Annotated in this window: 14 protein-coding genes; 4 read left to right on the top strand and 10 right to left on the bottom strand. The window is 70.5% G+C overall.

All coding sequences use genetic code 11. The features are described 5' to 3' along the window. Positions 1 to 18: 18 nt before the first annotated feature. From ilvN to KXC43_RS11245, 3 genes are all read right to left on the bottom strand, one after another. On the bottom strand, positions 19 to 534 hold the full coding sequence (gene ilvN, locus KXC43_RS11255) for an acetolactate synthase small subunit (RefSeq protein WP_221375924.1): 516 nt from the start codon (positions 532 to 534) through the stop codon (positions 19 to 21). An 88-nt stretch (positions 535 to 622) separates the two neighbouring features. Continuing rightward, positions 623 to 2449, bottom strand: a complete 1827-nt coding sequence (locus tag KXC43_RS11250; protein ID WP_221375923.1) for an acetolactate synthase large subunit — start codon at positions 2447 to 2449, stop codon at positions 623 to 625. Between the two features lie 215 nt (positions 2450 to 2664). After that, entirely contained in the window at positions 2665 to 4995 is a 2331-nt protein-coding gene (locus KXC43_RS11245) for a putative bifunctional diguanylate cyclase/phosphodiesterase (protein ID WP_308129039.1), read from the bottom strand. Between the two features lie 147 nt (positions 4996 to 5142). Between KXC43_RS11245 and ilvD the strand changes: the two genes are divergently transcribed. The 3 genes from ilvD (at position 5143) to KXC43_RS11230 (ending at position 8380) form a co-directional block, all read left to right on the top strand. Beyond that, a complete protein-coding gene (gene ilvD, locus KXC43_RS11240; protein WP_221375922.1) occupies positions 5143 to 6990 on the top strand; it encodes a dihydroxy-acid dehydratase in 1848 nt (615 codons plus the stop codon). A 206-nt stretch (positions 6991 to 7196) separates the two neighbouring features. Beyond that, positions 7197 to 8009, top strand: coding sequence for an MSCRAMM family protein (locus tag KXC43_RS11235; RefSeq protein WP_255643828.1), 813 nt, complete (start codon positions 7197 to 7199; stop codon positions 8007 to 8009). Positions 8010 to 8014: 5 nt separating this feature from the next. Continuing rightward, positions 8015 to 8380, top strand: a complete 366-nt coding sequence (locus KXC43_RS11230) for a bleomycin resistance protein (protein ID WP_221375920.1) — start codon at positions 8015 to 8017, stop codon at positions 8378 to 8380. Between the two features lie 165 nt (positions 8381 to 8545). On the opposite strand, the gene KXC43_RS11225 is transcribed toward KXC43_RS11230, so the two are convergent. Genes KXC43_RS11225 through KXC43_RS11210 form a run of 4 tightly spaced genes read right to left on the bottom strand, consistent with a single transcriptional unit; the run spans position 8546 to position 14207 of the window. Then, positions 8546 to 10999 carry a glycoside hydrolase family 2 protein gene (locus KXC43_RS11225; protein WP_221375919.1) on the bottom strand — a complete coding sequence of 818 codons (2454 nt, stop codon included), beginning with the start codon at positions 10997 to 10999 and terminating at the stop codon, positions 8546 to 8548. Between the two features lie 31 nt (positions 11000 to 11030). Next, on the bottom strand, positions 11031 to 11885 hold the full coding sequence (locus KXC43_RS11220; RefSeq protein ID WP_221375918.1) for a carbohydrate ABC transporter permease: 855 nt from the start codon (positions 11883 to 11885) through the stop codon (positions 11031 to 11033). Then, positions 11882 to 12862: a carbohydrate ABC transporter permease gene (locus tag KXC43_RS11215; protein WP_221375917.1), complete on the bottom strand. Its 981-nt coding sequence runs from the start codon at positions 12860 to 12862 to the stop codon at positions 11882 to 11884. Before KXC43_RS11215 ends, KXC43_RS11220 begins: the two co-directional genes overlap by 4 nt. A 55-nt stretch (positions 12863 to 12917) precedes the next feature. Beyond that, positions 12918 to 14207 carry an ABC transporter substrate-binding protein gene (locus KXC43_RS11210; protein WP_221375916.1) on the bottom strand — a complete coding sequence of 430 codons (1290 nt, stop codon included), beginning with the start codon at positions 14205 to 14207 and terminating at the stop codon, positions 12918 to 12920. Between the two features lie 310 nt (positions 14208 to 14517). Here KXC43_RS11210 and KXC43_RS11205 point away from each other — a divergent pair, with 310 nt between their 5' ends. After that, positions 14518 to 15531 carry a LacI family DNA-binding transcriptional regulator gene (locus tag KXC43_RS11205; RefSeq protein WP_221375915.1) on the top strand — a complete coding sequence of 338 codons (1014 nt, stop codon included), beginning with the start codon at positions 14518 to 14520 and terminating at the stop codon, positions 15529 to 15531. A gap of 3 nt (positions 15532 to 15534) precedes the next feature. Here the strand turns inward: KXC43_RS11205 and KXC43_RS11200 are convergent, their stop codons facing one another. The 3 genes from KXC43_RS11200 to KXC43_RS11190 form a co-directional block, all read right to left on the bottom strand. Continuing rightward, positions 15535 to 18156: a putative bifunctional diguanylate cyclase/phosphodiesterase gene (locus tag KXC43_RS11200; protein ID WP_308129038.1), complete on the bottom strand. Its 2622-nt coding sequence runs from the start codon at positions 18154 to 18156 to the stop codon at positions 15535 to 15537. Positions 18157 to 18294: 138 nt separating this feature from the next. Beyond that, on the bottom strand, positions 18295 to 18564 hold the full coding sequence (locus KXC43_RS11195) for a MoaD/ThiS family protein (RefSeq protein ID WP_221375914.1): 270 nt from the start codon (positions 18562 to 18564) through the stop codon (positions 18295 to 18297). Further along, on the bottom strand, positions 18564 to 19649 hold the full coding sequence (locus KXC43_RS11190) for a WD40/YVTN/BNR-like repeat-containing protein (RefSeq protein WP_221375913.1): 1086 nt from the start codon (positions 19647 to 19649) through the stop codon (positions 18564 to 18566). The genes KXC43_RS11195 and KXC43_RS11190 overlap by 1 nt, the downstream gene beginning before the upstream one ends. Between the last annotated feature and the right edge of the window lie 9 nt (positions 19650 to 19658).

Genomic DNA, 19658 nt, shown 5'->3' with positions numbered 1-19658 from the left:
TACCTTTCTCAGGCGTTCTCAGGCGGCGCGAAGCGCCGGGCCGGTCGTGATGGAGCGAGAACCGCGGCCGATGGCCACGAGGCCCGACTGGACCATCTCTTTGATGCCGTACGGCTCGAGGTCGCGCAGCAACGCGTCAAGCTTGTCGGGGTTACCCGTCGCCTCGATCGTGAGGGTGTCCGGAGCGACGTCGATCACCTTCGCCCGGAACAGCTCGACCGTCTCGAGGACCTGGCTGCGCTGCGCACGATCGGCACGCACCTTGACCAGCAGGAGCTCGCGCTGAACCGACTGCTGCGGGTCCAGCTCGACGATCTTCAGGACGTTCACCAGCTTGTTGAGCTGCTTGGTCACCTGCTCCAGGGGTGAGGAGTCGGCGTTGACCACGATCGTGATGCGGGAGACGTCCGGGTTCTCCGTCTCGCCCACCGCCAGCGAGTCGATGTTGAAGCCGCGCCGGGAGAACAAACCACTCACGCGAGCGAGCACACTCGGCTTGTTCTCGACCAGCACCGACAGCGTGTGCTTGTTCACTGCGCCTCCATTGTCATGTCCTTCTGGCCCTCGCGTGCCAGGCCGTTGTCTGGTGCAGCTAGCTGCAGCTCGGTGCAGGCGGCCATGACTAGAGGTCATCCTCTTCGAATTCGGGACGCACGTCCCGGGCGAACATGATCTCGTCGTTGCTCGTGCCGGCGGCGACCATGGGCCACACCATGGCGTCCTTGCCGACCGTGAAGTCGATGACCACCGGGGTGTCGTTGATCTCCATGGCCTGCTTGATGATCTTGTCGACGTCGTCCTTCGACTCGCACCGCAGGCCGACGCAGCCGAGCGCCTCGGCGAGCTTCACGAAGTCGGGGATGCGGTGCTTGTGCGTGCCCAGCTCGGTGTTGGAGTAGCGGCCCTGATAGAACAGGGTCTGCCACTGCCGCACCATGCCCAGATTGCCGTTGTTGATGATGGCGATCTTGACCGGGATGCCCTCCAGGGCGCAGGTCGCCAGCTCCTGGTTGGTCATCTGGAAGCAGCCGTCGCCGTCGATCGCCCACACCGCGGTGTCGGGCCGGCCCACCTTGGCGCCCATCGCGGCCGGGACGGCGTAGCCCATGGTGCCGGCGCCGCCCGAGTTGAGCCACGTGCCCGGCTTCTCGTACTTGATGAACTGCGAGGCCCACATCTGGTGCTGACCCACGCCGGCGCAGTAGATGGCGTCCGGGCCGACCAGCTCGCCGATCCGCTCGATCACGTACTGCGGGGCCAGGCTGCCGTCGGTCGGCTCCTCGTAGCCCAGCGGGTAGCGCTCGCGCAGCTCGTTGAGCGTGGCCCACCACGGCTCGTACTGCCCGATGCCCTCGGCCGAGGCGGACACGGCGGCGATCAGCTCGTCGATCACGTGCCGGGCGTCGCCCACGATCGGGACGTCGGCGTGCCGGTTCTTGCCGATCTCGGCCGGGTCGATGTCGGCGTGCACGACCTTGGCGTCCGGCGCGAACGAGTCGAGCTGACCGGTGACCCGGTCGTCGAAGCGCGCGCCCAGCGTGATCAACAGGTCGGACTTCTGCAGCGCGTAGACCGCCGGGACGGTGCCGTGCATGCCGGGCATGCCCAGGTGCTGCGGGTGCGAGTCGGGGAACGCGCCCAGCGCCATCAGCGTGGTGACGACCGGGATGCCGGTCGTCTCGGCCAGCTTGCGCAGCCCGTCGGTGGCGCCGGCCTTGAGGACGCCGCCGCCGACGTAGAGCACCGGGCGCTTGGCCGCGGCGATCAGGCGGGCCGCCTCGCGGATCTGCTTGCCGTGCGGGTGCAGGGTCGGCCGGTAGCCGGGCAGGTCGAGAACGGGCGGCCACGAGAAGGTGGTCGGCGCCTGCTGCACGTCCTTCGGGATGTCGACCAGGACCGGGCCGGGCCGGCCGGTGGAGGCCAGGTGGAACGCCTCGGCGAGCACCCGGGGCAGTTCCTCGGGCGTCTGCACCAGGAAGTTGTGCTTGGTGATCGGGAGCGTGATGCCCTGGATGTCCGCCTCCTGGAAGGCGTCCGTGCCGATCGCCGGCCGGGAGACCTGGCCGGTGATGGCGACGATCGGCACCGAGTCCATGTAGGCGTCGGCGATCGCGGTGACCAGGTTGGTCGCGCCCGGCCCGCTGGTCGCGATGCAGACGCCGACCTTGCCGGTGGCCTGCGCGTAGCCGGTGGCGGCGTGGCCGGCGCCCTGCTCGTGCCGGACCAGGATGTGGCGCACCTTCGAATCGAACAGCGGGTCGTACGCCGGCAGGATCGTGCCGCCGGGGATGCCGAACGCGACCTCGACACCGAGCGCCTCGAGCGACCGCACGAGCGCGCCGGCGCCCGTGGTGGGGACCGGAGAGACTACGGCCGGGGCCTGGGCAGCGGCCGCGACAGTGGCCGGGTTGGCTCGGTGGGCGAGGGTCTCGGGAGTGGGTCTCGTCATGGCACTTCATACCTTTTCGGGTTGGGCGATGCCGGTACTTGAGCAACAAAAAAGGCCCTCGTGCCGGAAGCACGGGACCTGGCGCACTCTGCCTTCAACGAGCCTGGCCGGCTCAGGAGGACTGGAGTGCGCTCACATAAGTACTCGGGACGCGAAGCACATGCTGCCCACCTTGCCGCATCTCACGCGGTGAGTCAACTGATCCCACATTTTGATCACTGGCCTCCCTCGACGGTGGGAGCGACGAAGCCCGGATCGCTCGGCAGCAGGGCCCTGAGCTGGCGCATGCCCGGTCCCAGCATGACCACCTGGCTGCGCGGAGCGGCGTCGGCGGGCGGCGCCGAGCGCGGCGCCTGCACCGGGCGGGTGGTGTTCGGCCGCAGGGTGCGCAGCTGCGCCTCGAGGTGCTCGGCGGGCACGCCCCAGCCGAACAACGAGCCCTGGCCCAGCCGGCAGCCGGCCTCCTCGACCACGGCCCGCTGGGCCGGGGTGCCGATGCCCTCGGCCAGCACCTCGAGCCCGAGCCGGTGGCCCAGCCGCACCACCACGTCGACCAGCGGCGCGGCCGTGCCCGTACGGGACTCGGGCTCGGCCACCAGGGCGTGGTCGATCTTGAGGATGTCGACCGGGAGCGTGCGCAGCTGGCCGAGCGACGAATAGCCCGCGCCGAAGTCGTCGAGCGCGATGCGGACACCGGTCGCCCGCAGCTCGGCGAGGCGGCTGATCAGCTCTTCCATGTCGGTGGCGACGGCGTGCTCGGTCACCTCGAGCACCAGCCGCTGCGGCGGGACGCCGTGCCGGTCCAGCACGTCGGCCACCTGGCCCGCGTAGTCGGTGGAGTGCAGCTCCTTGGGCGACAGGTTGACCGAGACCCAGACGTCGTGCCCCCGCGACAGCCACTCGGCGAGCTGGATGCAGGCCTGTTCGAGCACCCAGGCGCCGATCCGGTTGATCAGCCCGGACTCCTCGGCGACCGGAATGAACTCGTCGGGCCGTACCGCCCCCAGCGTGGGATGGGTCCAGCGCAGCAGCGCCTCGGCGCCGACCGGACGCATCGAGGGCAGCGCCACCACCGGCTGGAAGACCAGGCGCAGCTGCTCGCGGTCGATCGCGTGCCGCAGCTCGGCCTCGAGCGTGCCCCGGCGACGCAGCAGCTCGTCGTACCGCTGCTGGTAACGCTCGACCCTGTTCTTGCCGCGCAGCTTCGCGTAGCGCAGCGCGAGGTCGGCGTCGCGGATGATGTCGCCGGTGTCCGCCGGGTCGGGGCCGGTGTTGGCCACGCCCAGGCTGGCCGACAGAAACATGGAACCGCCGTCGACCTCGTACGGCTCGCCCAGCACGGCCAGCAGCCGGTGCGCGGTGAGCATCGCCTCGTCGGCCGTGCCGCGCATGAGGATCGCGAACTCGTCGCCGCCCAGCCGCGCGGCGACGTCACCCTCGAGCAGGTTGCGCCGCAGCCGCTCGCCCACCTCTTTGAGCACCGCGTCGCCCACGTCGTGGCCGCGCATGTCGTTGACCGTCTTGAAGCCGTCGAGGTCGATGCCGACGAGCACCCGCGACTCGGCGCTCTCGCGCAGCGCCCGCTGCAGGCCGCGGCGGTTGGCCAGGCCGGTCAGCGGGTCGGTGTGGGCCAGCTCGCGGAAGTGCGCCTCACGGGAGCGCAGCTCGAGCGTGTAGCGCCGCACGTCGCGCAGGGCCAGATACTGGCGGCCGACCAGGGCGAGGCCTTCGACGGCGGCGCCCAGGAAGCCGTACAGCTCAAAGCTGCCGCCCCGGGCGAGGTGATAGCCGAGCGCGGTGACCATGGCGACCATCGGGACGATGGCGTAGCCGGTGCCGCGGTCGGTGACGTCGCCCACGACCGTCACCGGGCGGTCGGCCACCTTCACCGCCCGCGCGACGACGAACAGGCCGGTCGGCAGCAGCAGCGCCCCGGTCAGGATCGTGCCGTCGCTGTCCTGGCAGATGCCACCGGCCAGGGCGACGGCGGCCGCCGAGACGAGGGTCACCCCGCCGGCGACCCGGACCGTGGTCAGGCGGGGCCGGTGAGCGTGCAGTGCCAGCACGATGGTGAGGCCGAGCGAGATCACGGCCAGGCCGGTCGGGATCAGCATGGAGGGGCAGGCCACCGGCGTCGCGTCGCCCAGGACGCGGGTGGGCTCGGCGATCAGCACCCAGCCCACGAACCAGATCGCCGCGGCGATGACCAGCCCGTCGAGCAGGTGACGCAGCGCCGCCCCGGGGTTCTCGGCCGCGCCCGGCAGCATGGCCGTGCCGATAAGCAGGATGAGGACGCCGATGGCGGTGCCGGCCGCGACCGCCGTGCCCAGCGCCATGCGCGGCGGCTCGGCCGTGGTGATCAGCACACTCAGCATGCCGGCCAGGGCAGCCCCGGTGGCGATCGCGCCGCCGGCCGCGAGCACGAGGTGGGCCCGGCGGGCGGCGCCGGTGTGACGACGGCCGGAATTTCCCAGCAGAGCGACCGCCGGGACCGCGACCAGAAGGCTCGCGAGCCCGGCCAGCTCCATGCCGGACGGTGACTGCACGGGAACACTCTGCCCGATGGCGATCTATTTAACGAGCCCTACGGCATTCCGATCCGGCCACCGGCGAAACGGGGCCGAAGAGGGACCCCGTCCCGGCCTGTGGACGGAATTGGCGGTCCTTACCGTCGGCGGTGGCACACTGAGGGGATGCCTGACCTGCGTTCCCGGACCTCGACCCACGGTCGGACCATGGCCGGCGCGCGTGCCTTGTGGCGCGCCACCGGGATGACCGACGACGACTTCGGCAAGCCCATCGTGGCGATTGCCAACAGCTATACCCAGTTCGTACCGGGTCACGTGCACCTCAAGGACATGGGTGGCCTGGTCGCCGAGTCGATCGCCCAGGCCGGCGGCGTCGGACGCGAGTTCAACACGATCGCGGTCGACGACGGCATCGCGATGGGCCACGGCGGCATGCTCTATTCGCTGCCCAGCCGCGAGCTGATCGCCGACGCGGTCGAATACATGGTGAACGCGCACTGCGCCGACGCCCTGGTCTGCATCTCGAACTGCGACAAGATCACTCCCGGCATGCTGATCGCCGCCCTGCGGCTCAACATCCCGACGGTCTTCGTCTCGGGCGGCCCCATGGAGGCCGGCAAGACGGTCGCCATCGAGGGCATCGTGCACGAGAAGCTCGACCTGGTCGACGCGATGAGCGCCTCGGCCAACGAGAAGGTGACCGACGCCCAGCTCGACACGATCGAGCGCTCGGCCTGCCCGACCTGCGGCTCCTGCTCGGGCATGTTCACCGCCAACTCGATGAACTGCCTGACCGAGGCGATCGGGCTGGCCCTGCCGGGCAACGGCTCGACGCTGGCCACGCACGCGTCCCGCAAGGCCCTGTTCGAGAAGGCCGGCGAGCTGATCGTCGGCATCGCCAAGCAGTACTACGAGAACGACGACGAGTCGGTGCTGCCGCGCAGCATTGCCGGCCGCGACGCGTTCGAGAACGCGGTCGCGCTCGACGTGGCGATGGGCGGCTCCACCAACACCGTGCTGCACCTGCTGGCGGCCGCGCGCGAGGCCGAGCTCGACTTCAGCGTGTCCGACATCGACGCGATCTCCCGCCGGGTGCCGTGTTTGTCGAAGGTTGCCCCGAACAGCCCGAAATACCACATGGAGGACGTGCACCGCGCCGGTGGCATCCCGGCACTGCTGGGCGAGCTCCACCGGGGCGGCGCGCTCAAGACGAACGTCCGCTCCGTGCACTCGCCCGACCTCGAGTCGTGGCTGAGTGAGTGGGACATCCGCGGCGGTTCACCGTCCGCGGCGGCCCTCGAGCTGTTCCACGCGGCCCCCGGTGGCGTGCGCACCACCCAGCCGTTCTCCACCGAGAACCGCTGGGCGACGCTCGACACCGACGGCGAGAAGGGGTGCATCCGCTCGGTCGACCACGCTTACACGGTCGACGGCGGGCTGGCGATCCTCTTCGGCAACCTGGCTCCGGACGGCTGCGTGGTCAAGACGGCCGGCGTCGACGAGTCGATCTGGAAGTTCACCGGCCCGGCCCGCGTCTTCGAGTCGCAGGACGCGGCGGTCGACGGCATCCTCGGCAAAGAGGTGGTCGAGGGCGACGTCGTGGTCATCCGCTACGAGGGACCGCGCGGCGGCCCCGGCATGCAGGAGATGCTCTACCCGACGAGCTTCCTCAAGGGCCGCGGGCTCGGCAAGGCGTGCGCGCTGATCACCGACGGGCGATTCTCGGGCGGCACCAGCGGGCTCTCGATCGGCCACGTCTCGCCCGAGGCGGCCTCGGGTGGCCTGATCGCGCTGGTCCAGACGGGCGACGAGATCACCATCGACATCCCGGGCCGCAGCATCACGCTCAACGTCAGCGACGAGGAGCTGGCCCAGCGCCGGCACGAGGAGGAGCGGCGGGCCAAGCCGTTCACCCCGGTCGACCGGCAGCGCCCGGTGTCGGCGGCCCTGCGCGCGTACGCGTCGATGGCCACCAGCGCCAGCGACGGCGCCTACCGCCGGGTGCCCGAGTAGTCCCCGAACCGTTCATCCGTCATGAGGCCGCGCACCCGCTGGGTGCGCGGCCTCCGTCGTTCCGGTCCGGACGGCAACTTCGGGCAGGGATGCGTCGTTGGTCGATAAGTGAACGACCCTCGACCGGGCCGGCGCCCCGGGCCGACCTTGACGCCGATCCCGCCCGGCTGTTCGACACCGGGCCCAGCCTCGAACGGACGCCCAAGATGGACACTGCCCAGCTGACCGACGAGCCCGCCACCGCCCTCGGCGAGGCCGTCGTCCGCGGCCGCATCGACGGGCCCGGCGGCCTGCCACTGCCCGGGGCGACGCTGACGATAACCGACTTCGGCGGGCAGCAACTGGCCCGCGCCGTGACCGGCGACGACGGCTCCTACCGCATGGTGCTGCACGCCGGCGGCTCGTTCCTGCTGATCTGTGCGGCCGACCGCCACCAGCCGGCCGCGGCCGTGATCAACGTGGCCGCCGGCGAGATCCGGCGGGTGCTGTCGCTGGCCGGCGCCGGCCAGATCACCGGCCGGGTGACCGACCGGGCCGGCCGCGGCCTGCCCGGCGCGACGCTGACCCTGACCGACCCGCGCGGCGAGGTCGTGGCGACCACCACCGCCGGCCCCGACGGCCGCTATCAGCTGCCCGGCCTGGACGGCCCCGAATACATGCTGACCGCCACCGCGGACCACGCCCGCCCGGCGTCCCGCACGGTCTCCCCCAACGAGCCCGGCCCGGTCGACCTGGCCCTGGCCGTGGGCGGCACGGTCACCGGCAACGTGCGGGCCGCGGGGTCGGGTCATCCCATCCCCGAGGCGTCGGTGGTGGCGGTGGACCGCACGGGCCGCGTGGCCGGCGCCGCCACCACCGACCACGATGGACGGTACGAGCTGCGCGACCTGCCACCCGGCGTCTACACGGTCGCCGCCAGCGGTCACGCCCCGGTGGCGACCCGGGTCGAGCTGACCGGCGACCACGCCGACCACGACATCACGCTGGGCGCCCCGGCTGCCGCCTCCGCCCTACGCTGACCGGCATGGCTGAGGAGATTACGTTCAAGCGGGTGGTACCGATCGTCCCGGTGAAGGACCTGGACGCGGCCCTGGCCCGCTACCGGATGCTCGGGTTCACGGCGCAGGCCTGGGAAGGGCCGCAGCGGTACGGCTTCGTCGACCGCGGCGACGTGTCGATCCACCTCACCGAGTGGGACGAGCACGACCCGGCCCGCACGGCATCCTCCGTCTACCTGTACGTGTCCGACGCCGATGCCGTGCATGCCGAATGGGCCGGCGCCGAAGGCCGGCTCAGCCCACCACGCGACACCCCCTGGGGCTTGCGCGAATTCACTTACGTGGATCCAGACGGCACCCTGCACCGGGTGGGATCGCCGCTGAGATCTTGATGCCGCCGCCGCCCATCCCTAGCCCCCTCCCACCCGGGGTCTGACCCTACGTCGTTCTCACCCGAAACCGATTCCGTCATCCACAGGCGCCGACGGGGCGAAACGGAGTCGTCCACAACGAAAGCGCGGCCCGTCATCACACGGGCCGCGCTTCGGGGCTGGGCGTCAGTGCGCGGGGATGTCGTTGACGCAGCGGAGGACCGGGCGGGTAGTCAGGGCCTTCGCGTCCAGCGGCTCGTCGGAGCGCACGGCGAACGTGACCGAATCGCCGGGGAGAACTGTGACGGCTGCGCGGTCCGGTTCGGCGGTCGGGGCGAGGCGGTCGGGAAACAGGGTCAGTGAGCGCAGCAACGTCTTCGCGTGGACGGTGACTCGGTGGACGCCGCCGTCGCTCGTGACCTCGGTGGTGTAGTCGGGCGCCGGCCACGGGATGTCCTTGTCGAGCGCCCAGAACCAGGTCACGCCAGTGTCGGTGGTCAGAAACTCCGTGCCGGGGTCGCCGGGGGTGGACAGCTCGGTGGGCAGGGTCAGGGTGGCGTTCTCACCGGGGGCCACCGTCGCGGTGAGGTCGGCCGCGGCCAGGATTCGGCCGGTCAGGTCGCGGCGGGTCACGGTGGTCGAGACGGCCCATTCCGTACGGCTGTCGTTGGCCACGATCAGGGCCGGAGTTCCCTGCGGCGGCACCACCGAGCCGGGCTCGATGTCGGTGAGCGGGCCGCCGGCTTCCACCGCGGCACCCGTACGGGGCTGGAAGGTCAGCAACCGGTCGGCGTACGCATCCCGCATCGCGTACCAGAGGAGTTTCTTCCGCCCGTCGCCGTCGACAGCCGCCCACGAGGTGACCGGCCAGCAGTCGTTGAGCTGCCACATGATCGTGCCCTGGCACAGGGGGCGCAGCGAGCGGAAGTGCTCGATGCCGAACGCCACCGCCCGGGCCTGGTTGAGCTGGGTCAGGAAGTGCCAGTCGTCGAAGTCGCGCGGGACGGGCAGATGGTTGGTCAGACCCCGCTCGAGTTTCTGGTCGCCGCCGATGGCCTTCTGATGGTGGGCCATGCCGGGCGAGTCCGGGGCCAGGTGCTCGTCCGAGATGGAGCGGCGCAGGGTCGAGAACGTGGGCGGGGCCTGGAAGCCGAACTCGGAGACGAAGCGCGGGCGGTAGGCGGCGTACTTCGTGTAGTCGTCGGTGTTCCAGACGTCCCAGATATGGGTCGTGCCGTAGACCGGGTCGTTCGGGTAGCGCTCGGGCGTGCCCGAATACGGGCTGCCGGGCCAGTACGGCCGGGTCGGGTCGAGCTCGGCGACGACGCGGGGCAGCAGGTCGTAGTAGAAGCCGGAACCCCATGTGCGGCCGTTCAGCTCGGGCTTCCAGCCCCAGTCCTCGTACCCCCAGAGGTTTTCGTTGTTGCCGGTCCACACGACCAGGCTGGGATGCGAGGCCAGGCGGACGACGTTCTCGCGGGCCTCCGCCTCGATCTCGGAGCGGAACGGCTCCTCCTCGGGGTAGGCGGCACAGGCGAAAAGGAAGTCCTGGCCGACCAGGAAGCCCATCTCGTCGGCGAGGTCGTAGAAGTCGAACGACTCGTACCGGCCGCCGCCCCAGACGCGCAGGTAGTTGACGTTGGCGTCGGCAGCCTGGCGGAAACGGGCGGCCAGGCGCTCGCGGGTGACCCGGTCGGCGAAGACGTCGTCGGGGATCCAGTTGATGCCCCGGACGAAGACCGGCACGTCGTTGACGATCACCGTCCAGCCGTCGTCGGCGGTGTCGACGCGGACGCTCCGGAATCCGATCTTGCGGGTCCAGGTGTCCAGCACCGTGCCGTCGGCCGCGGCCAGCGTCACGCCGAGGTCGTAGCGGGCCTGCTCGCCGAAGCCGCGCGGCCACCACCGGTCGGGGTCGTCGACGGTGACGATGAGCAGGGCTTCGATGCCGTCGACGGTGGCCTGCGCACGCCGGCCGGCCACCTCGGCGGTGATGACGACCGGCTCGTCGGCCGCGCGGTCGAGACGTACGCGCAGCTCGACCCGGCCGGTGCCCTTGTTCACGGTCACCTGCGGGCGGACCTCGGCCAGCCGGGCCACCGACCACGTCTCGAGGCCGATGGGCTGCCAGATACCGGCCGTGACCAGGGTCGGGCCCCAGTCCCAGCCGAAGTTGCAGGCCTGCTTGCGAATGAAGTTGAACGGCTCGCCGTACGCGTTGGGACGGTGGCCCAGTCGTTGCTGCTGCCCCTCGGCGTACGCGTAGGCGCTCTTGAACTTGACCTTGAGCTCGTTGGCGCCGTCGCGCAGCAGCGGGCCGACGTCGAAGCGGTAACCGCGGTGCATGTTGGCCGTCTCGCCGACGAGCGAGCCGTTCAGTTCGATCTCGGCGATGGTGTCGAGGCCGGCGCAGACGAGGTCGGTGCGCCGGCCCGGCGTGGCGGTGAAGGTGGTCTCGTAGTGCCAGTCGGTCCGGCCGATCCAGGCGAGCTTGGTCTCGTTCTCATCCAGATACGGGTCGTCGATGCGACCGGCCCGGAGCAGGTCGGTGTGCACGCTGCCGGGCACGATGGCCGGGAGGCCGCTGACGTCGGCACCCGAGACGGTCCAGCCCTCGTGGAGCGGTTGGTACGAGCTCACTGTTCTCCTTCTTCGCCACGCCGGTCCCCGGTCAGGACTTGACGGCGCCTTCCATGATCCCCCGGACGATCTGCCGTCCGCCGATCAACAACAGCACGATCAGTGGAACGGTCGCCATGAAAGCCCCGGCCAGCACCCGGCGGTAGATCACATAGTTGCCGCTGGCCAGGTCGGAGAGGGCGACCATCGAGGTCGGGAAGTCGGTGCCGTTCAGCTGGATCAGCGGCCACTGAAAGTCGTTCCAGGCCATCACGAAGGTCAGTAGACCCAGCACGGCCAGGGCGGGCCGGATCGCCGGCAGGACGATGTTCCAGTAGACGCGCAGAGTCAGCGCGCCGTCGATGCGGGCCGACTCGACCAGCTCGTCCGGCACCGCGTGCGAGATGAACTGCCGCATGTAGAAGACGCCGAACGCGCTGACCAGCCCGGGAGCGATGACCGCGAGCAGGGTGCCGTTCCAGCCCAGCTTGCCCATCACGATGTAGAGCGCGACGATGCCGAGCTGGTTGGGCACGGTCAGGGTCAGGATGACCACGACCATCAGCGCGTTGCGGCCCTTGAAGCGCAGCTTGGCGAACGCGAATCCGGCCAGCGAGCAGAAGAACAGCGTCGCCGCGGTGATGACACCGGAGACGAGCACGCTGTTGATCAGGGACGCCGCGAAGTACACCTCGTTGAGGGTGAAGACCTCCTGGGCGTTGATCAGGAACTGCGCGCCCGGGATCAGGGCGGGCGGCGAGGCGGCGACCGCCTCGTCGGTGCTCGTCGAGATGACGAACATCCAGTACACGGGGAAGGCCGAGAAGAGCAGGACGAGCGAGAGGCCCAGGTACGTCACCCAGGTGCCGCGCGTGTCCTGCGGGGCCCGGTTCGCGTATGTGGTCATCGGCCACCTCCGATGCGCCGGGTCAGGGCGAAGTTGATCCCGGCCACGACCAGGATGATCAGGAACAGGGCCCACGACATCGACGCGGCGTACCCGAGGTCGAGGTCCTTCCAGCCGACCTTGTAGATCAGCTGCGCGATGGTCTGGAACTGACCGTCGGAGCCGCCGCTGGCCGACTGCGGGTTCTCGTCGAACATCATCGGCTCGTTGAACAGTTGCAGCCCCCCGATGGTCGACAGAATCACGGTGAACACCACGACCGGCTGGATCATGGGCACGGTGATCTGCCACAACTGCCGCCACGGGCCGGCGCCGTCGACTGCTGCCGCCTCGTACACGTCCTTGGGAATCGACTGCATCGCCGACAGGTAGAGCAGGGCGTTGTAGCCGATCCACTTCCAGTTGACCATCGTCGCGATGGCGATCCAGGCGCTCCACTTCTGCGCCCGCCAGTCGAGCGGGGTCTCCTGCCCGAAGCCGACCAGCGACAGGAACCAGTTGGCGAGTCCGTTGTCGCGGGCGAAGAAGATCGCGAAGACCAGGGTCGAGGCGACGACCGGGGTCAGGTACGGCAGCAGGATGCCGATCCGCCAGAACGTGGTGCCCCGCAGCCTGCGGTTGAGCAGGTTCGCGATGATCAGCGCGGCCAGCAGCTGCGGCACCGAGGACAGGATGAAGATGCCGAACGTGTTGCCCAGGGCGTTCCAGAAGTCCTCGTCGGTGAGCAGCCGCTCGAAGTTGGCAAAGCCCGCCCACCCGGTCAGCGTCGGGTCGTCGAGCCGCCAGTTCCGCAGCGCGACGACGCCGTTGAAGATCAGCGGGAAGATGCCGAAGATCGCGAAGAGGATGAAGAAGGGCGAGATGAAGACGTACGGGATCGTCTTGGTGTCGAACCGGTAGAGCCAGTGCTTGGTCTTGCCCGGGCCCGGCGGCGGGACCTGCCGATGCGAAGCCGGGCGGAGCTCGGTGAGGGACACGGCCACTCCTAAAGGGAGGCGGGGCGGCCCACGAACCGCCCCGCCATCGAATGGGTCAGGCCTTACCGGTCTTCGCGACCTTCTCGGCCTGCTTGACCGCCTCGGCCCAGGCCGCGTCCGACTTGAGGCCGCCCTGCTGCACGCGGGTGATCACGTTCTCCACGGCCACCCGGGTCGGGCCGTTCTTCTTGCCCAGGTACTGCGGCTTGAGGCTCTCCGCGGTGGCGGCGAAGATCTGACCGGTGGGCGCGTCGCTCATGAACTCCTTCTTGTAGTCGAGCACCGCCGGGTCCTTGTACAGGGCGGGCTGCGACGGAAGGTTGCCGACGGTCTTGAAGACCTCGATCTGCTGCTCCGGCTGGACCATCCACTTCACGAACTCGGCCGCGGCGTCGACGTTCTTGCCCTGCGAGGGGATGGTCCACCAGGAACCGCCCCAGTTGCCGCCGCCGCCCGGGATCGCGGCGATGTCCCACTTGCCCTTCTGGTCGGGCGCGGTCTCCTGGATGTGGCCGAGCATCCACGCCGGGCAGGCCAGCACGGCGAACTGGTCCTTCTTGAAGCCCTGGTTCCAGTTGGGCTGGAAGCTGGCCAGGTTGGCCGAGATACCGGCGTCGATCGCCTTCATGCTCACGTCGAAGGCGACCTTCGGGCCGCCGTTCATCTGCAGCTGCTCCTGCTCGTCGTAGAAGCCGACGGGCTGCTGGGCCAGCACCGGGTTGAACATGTTGGTGCCGGAGTCGATGAACTTCTTGCCGGTCTTGGCGGTGTACTGCTTGCCGACGTTGATGAAGTCGTCCCAGTTCGTCCACAGCTTCGAGACGGCATCGCGGTCCTTGGGCAGGCCGGCCTTCTCGAACAGGTCGCTGCGGTAGCACATGGCCAGGCCACCGACGTCGGTGCCGAGGCCGATCTGCTTGCCGTCGGCCGACATGGACGCCTTCCACTTCCAGTCCAGGTACTTCGACTCGAAGTCGGCGCCGCCCTTGTCGAGCAGGTTGACGAACTTGTCGGCCTGGTTGCGGAACTGGACGATGAAGCCCTCGTCGACCGCCGAGATGTCCGGGGCGCCCGAGCCGGCTACCAGCTTCTTCTGCAGGTCCTCGTGCTGGGCGTTGAACTCGCCCGTGTTCAGCACGATCTTGATGTTCGGGTGGTCCTTCTCGTACTTGGCCTTGAGCGCGTCCAGGCCCATGTCGCCCCAGAAGTTGACCTTGAGCGTGATCTGCTCACCGGCCGCGCCGTTGCTCGTGTCTTCCTTGCCCTCGAGGCTCTGCCCACTGCAGCCCGCGATCAGAAGGGTCGCCGCCATACCGGCGACAGCCGCCCGCACAGTCCGTCTCATTACGCGCCTCCACGGCGGAGAAAATTTACTGAACCGGATAAGTTGTGGAGACGCTATGACGGAGGTCCATGACTGTCAATACCGTGTTACGAGGTTGATCTGGCAGCGTTGTCAGTACTCTTTAAGCGGGATGAATCGGTCTTTATGGGTCATCACTGTTTACAAAGTCCGGTGTGTCCGCTGACACTTAACCGATCAATCCGAGCCGCCGCCGTTCGTTCATCTCGGCCTAGATCCGCGTGAGAGCGCTCTACCGATTCCAGCGCCGGTAAACTCCGCCGGTAGGCTCGGCGGGAACAGAGGAGACCGAGTGAAGCGGCCCACGATCGCCGATATCGCACGGCGGGCGGGTGTGTCGAAGGGCGCGGTGTCGTACGCGCTCAACGGCCAGCCCGGCGTCTCCGAGGCGACCCGGCAACGCATCGTGGCCATCGCCCAGGAGATCGGCTTCAATCCGAACAGCGCCGCCCGGGCACTGTCCGGCGCCAGCGCGCGCGCCGTCGGCCTCACCCTGTGCCGCCCGGCGCGGATCCTCAGCATCGAGCCGTTCTTCATGGGCCTGATCAGCGGCTTCGAGGCCGAACTGGCCGCCCGCTCGTACGCCCTCACCCTGCAGGTCGTGGCCACCCCCGAGCAGGAGGTCGAGGTCTACCGCCGCTGGTGGGGCGAGCGCCGCATCGACGGCGTGATCGTCACCGACCTGCGCGAGAACGATGTCCGCATCCCCGTGCTGCAACAGCTCCAGCTGCCGGCCGTGGTCATCGGTGGCCCCGGCGACACCGGCAAGATCGCCCAGGTCTGGTCGGACGACGCCGGCGCGATCACCGAAGCCGTGCGCTACCTGGTGGCGCTCGGCCACCGCCGGATAGCCCGGGTCGGCGGCCTGCCCGACCTGCTGCACACCCGCACCCGGACCCGGGCGTTCGAAGAGGTCTGCACCTCACTGGGCCTCAACGAGGCGGTCACGATGCCGTCGGACTACACCGGCGAAGAGGGCGGCCGGGCCACCCGCCGCCTGCTGATCGGCGCCGACCGGCCCACCGCGGTCATCTACGACAACGACGTGATGGCCGTGGCCGGGCTCGCCGTGGCGCAGGAGATGGGCTTGTCCGTGCCGGGCGACCTGTCCATTGTGGCCTGGGACGACTCCCCACTGTGCAGCCTGGTCCACCCGCCGCTGACCGCCCTGTCGCGGGACATCGCCGAGTACGGCGCCCACGCCGCCCGCGAGCTGCTGGCCGCCATCGACGGCAAGCAGGTCAGCAACGTCGAGGCCGGCACGGCCCACCTCACCCCGAGGGGCAGCACAGCCCCACCGCGCTAGCGCCTAGCTGCGGTGCGTCTCCAGGTAGGCCTCGATGCGCTCGGCCGGGGCCGGGTGGCCCAGCACGAAACCCTGCCCGTACAGACAGCCGGCCTTGGCCGCGCGCTCACACTGCTCGCGGGTCTCGAGCCCCTTGGCCACGATCTCGAGACCCAGGCGCCGGCCCAGGCTGACCACGACGTCGATCACCGCCGGGCCGGTGCCGGGGCCGGTCGCGGGCGTCGTGCTCGACAACGACGCGTGCAGCTTGAGCATGTCGACCGGCAGGCGGCGCAGGTGGGACAGCGAGGCCTGGCCCGCGCCGAAGTCGTCGAGCGCCGCCCGTACGCCGAGTTTGCGCAGCCCGGCCAGGGAGGCCACGACCGCGGGCACGTCCTCGGCGATCCACGCCTCGGCCACCTCGACCACCAGGCGTTCGGGGGCCACGCCGTGCCGCCGGAGGGTGGAAGCCACCCGGTCGGGGAAGCGGGCGGTCAGCAGCTCGCGCGGCGAGACGTTGACCGACAGCCAGAAGCCGTTGTCGCTGCCCGTCCAGGCCGACAGATGCTTGCAGGCCGCGTCGAGCACCCATTCGTCGAGCTCGGCCGAGATGCCCACGGCCCGGGCGATCGGCAGCAGCTCGTTGGGCAGGATCGTGCCGAGCTGCGGATGCCGCCAGCGCAGCAGCGCCTCGACCCCCACCGGCTGGTCGTCACGCAGATCGATCACGGGTTGGAAGACCAGGTCGAGCTCGCCCCGGTCGGCCGCGCCCAGCAGCTCACGCTCGAGATCCATGCGGCGGTTGAGCTGCATCTCGACGTCGGGGTCGTACCACTCGACCCGGTCGATGCCGAGCTGGCGGGCCCGCCGCCGGGCCAGGTCGGCGTGGCGCAGCACCTCGTCGGAATCCTCGCCGCCGGCCAGTTCGGCCAGGCCGATGCTGGTGTGCAGCTCGACGATCGAGCCCGGCAGCTGCAACGGCTCGGCCACCGCGGCCGCGATGCGGCTGGCCAGCGCGTAGGCCAGCACGGCGCCGTCGGTGGTGAGCACGGCGAACTCGTCGCCGCCGAGCCGGGCCGGCAGGTCGTCCCCGCTGAGCAGGCCGCGCAGGCGGCGGCCGACCTCGATCAGCACCGCGTCGCCGGTCTCGCGGCCCCGGCTGTCGTTGATCTCGGCCAGACCGTGCAGGTCGATCACCAGCAGGGTGCCCGGCTGACCGGCGCGGCGGCGGTGGGCCAGCAGCTCGCGCATCAGCGCCCGCCGGTTGGCCAGGCCGGTCAGCTGGTCGGTGGACGACAGCTTGTGCAGCGTCCGCTCCAGGTGCCGGCGCTCGCCGATGTCGCGCACGTGCACCACCAGCGCCGCCACCTCGGGCACGGAACGCTGGTCGGCGATGGTCGACTCGGTCTCCCGCCACATCTCGGCGCCGTCGCGCAGCCGGGCCGCGACCAGCGCGGGTGGCCCGTCGGCGCCCTCCCCGGCGAGCACCGCGGCGATCACCTCACGCGCGCCCTCGACGTCGTCGGGGTGGATCAGCTCGATGAAGCCGCGGCCCACCACCTCGTCGTCGTCGAGCCCGAACAGGCGGGACGCGGCCGGGGACTGCCAGGTGATCCGCAGATCGCGGTCGAGCACCAGGGTGAGGTCGGTGGCTCCGGCGACCAAAGAACGGAAATGAGCCTCGGCGGTCTGCAACTGGCCCGCGTAACGCCGGATGTCGTGCACTACGAGCAGCTCGCGCATCGCCAGCACGGCCACCATCGCGATGCCCAGGATGATGCTGGTGGGGTCGAACGTCCGCACCATGATCAGGTGCCAGATCGCGGCCAGCACGCCCACCCCGGCCGGCACGGCGAGCAGCGGATAGCTGGCCAGGTATTGGTCGGGGTTGCGGGGCTCGGGCGGCACCGCGGGCAGGTCGCGCCGGGTGCCGCCCTCGACGGTCAGGGCCAGGCCGGCGACGATGGGCAGGCCGGCGAGAGCCAGGACGGCCCCGCTCGTGCCGACGGCGATCGTGCCGAGCCCGCTCAGCACCAGGATCGCCCCGATGCCGCAGTGGACCGCGGGCCGGCGCCTGGGCCGGCCGCGGAGGATCGCCACCAGCACGATGGCGGCGCCGGTAGCGCCGACCGCGACCACCGACACGGCGCTCGGGCGGGCCACGTCGGCCGGGGTGAGCAGATAGGCGGCGAAGGCGAGGCTGACACCCAGACCGAGGCCGTCGAAGGCGCGCCGGGAATGCACCACCCACCCCGTGGCGGAGCTGGACAGCAGCAGTGTGCCGGTCGCGTACAGGGCCGCGGCCAGGCCCAACGCGACGGTCACCCACACGCCCACCGCCGGCGGCGAGAACAGCGTGAACAGCACGGCTACGACCGAGGCGAGCGCGCCCAGGCCCACGAAGCCGGCCCCGCGGCACGCCACGAAGGACTGGTCGGCGTGGTGGATCGAGAGGGCGGCCCGTACCAGGTGGAAAGTGGCCCACAGGCCGCAGCCGCCGACGCCGGCAGCCAGCGCGAGCGGGGCCGGGAGCAGGCCGGCGGAGCCCGTCAGCAGCACGAGGGCCGCGGCCAGGGGTACGCCCAACGACATCGCCCGGCGTCGGGGCCGGGCGGTGTGCGTGCGCGTGGGGGGCGGCGCTGGCACGTCGACGGATCCTCCCGGATTCTCGTCGGATCAGGGATGGTGCGGGGTCTGCTCCGGACAACGAGCGTCCCTCGAACAGGTTACGGCCGCGTGTTACGCCCGCGCACCTCCGCAGCGTCGGCTATGGACGCCGAACAGTCAACGGGAGCCGCCGGCCACCGAGGGCAGGACCTGGATCTCGGAACCCGGTGCGACCGGCGTCTCGAGGGCGGCCTGCTCACCGTCCACAAAGATGTTCACGTAGCGGCGGAGGGCGCCACGCTCGTCGCGGATGCGGCGGGACAGCAGCGGCCAGCGCTCGCCGACCTCGGCCAGCACCGCACTGAGCGTGCCCGCCGCGGCGACCTCGAGCCGGGACGCGCCGCCGGCCTCGGCCCGCAGCACGCCCGGCACCAGAAGCACCGGCATCAGACCGCCACCGCCCGCACCGAGAGCACGTCGGGCAGGTGGGTCACCACGGTCGACCAGGTCTCGCCCTCGTCGTTGGTGGCGAAGACCTCGCCGGCCCGGGTGCCGAAGTAGACGCCGGCCGGGTCGAGGCTGTCGGCGCACATCGCATCGCGCAGCACGACCGGGTAGTAGGGGCCATCGGGCAGGCCCTCATGCTGTGGTTCCCACTTCTCGCCGGCGTCGGTCGAGCGGTAGACCCGGCAGCGCAGCCCGGTGGGGTGGCGCTCGCTGTCGGCGATGAGCGGGAAGTTCCACAGTGTGCCGGGGCGGTGCGGGTGGGCCACGATCGGGAACCCGAAGTCGGAGGGCAGCGTGCCGGCGATCGACTGCCAACTGTCGCCACCGTCGGTGGAGCGGTAGACGCCGTGGTGGTTCTGCGCGTAGAGCTGCTCGGGGTCGCCGGCGTCGCGGGCCACGCGGTGGACACACTGGCCGAACTCGGGCCACGGGTCGGGGAAGAAGTACGCCTTGATGCCCTGATTGGCCGGCGACCAGCTCTCGCCGCCGTCGCCGGAGCGGTAGACCCCGCCGGTCGACATGGCCACCAGTAGACGGGACGGGTCGCCGGGGTGGGGCAGGATCGTGTGGATCGCCTGACCGCCGAACCCGGCGCCCCACTGCGGGCGGTGCGGATGTTCCCACAACGCGCGGACCAGCTCGAACGAGCGGCCACCGTCGGCCGAGCGGAACAGCGCGGAGGGCTGGGTGCCCGCGTAGACCACACCCGGCTCGGCGGCGCTGCCGGGGACGATCTGCCAGACCCGCTCGACCGCGGCCCCCGCGTCTTCGGGGAAGGCGATGGGGGCGGACTCGGGCTCGTGCCAGGTGGCGCCGAGGTCGTCGCTGACCGCGACGCTCGGGCCGAAGTGGGAATTGTCGACCGCGGCCAGCAGGCGGGGGCGGGGGCCGCGAAGATCCACGCCGATCGTGTAGACCGCCGTGCCGGGGAAAAGAGCCGGGCCGACCTGCCAGGCCCGGCGGTCGTCGTCGCCGGTGGCCAGGAACAGGCCCTTCTGCGTGCCGATCGCAAGAAGCACTGTCATGGCCACGAG

Origin of the sequence: Paractinoplanes polyasparticus (genome assembly GCF_019710575.1) — a bacterium.
GTDB classification, from domain to species: Bacteria; Actinomycetota; Actinomycetes; order Mycobacteriales; family Micromonosporaceae; genus Actinoplanes; species Actinoplanes polyasparticus.
This window is presented reverse-complemented; position numbering and strand designations above follow the sequence as displayed.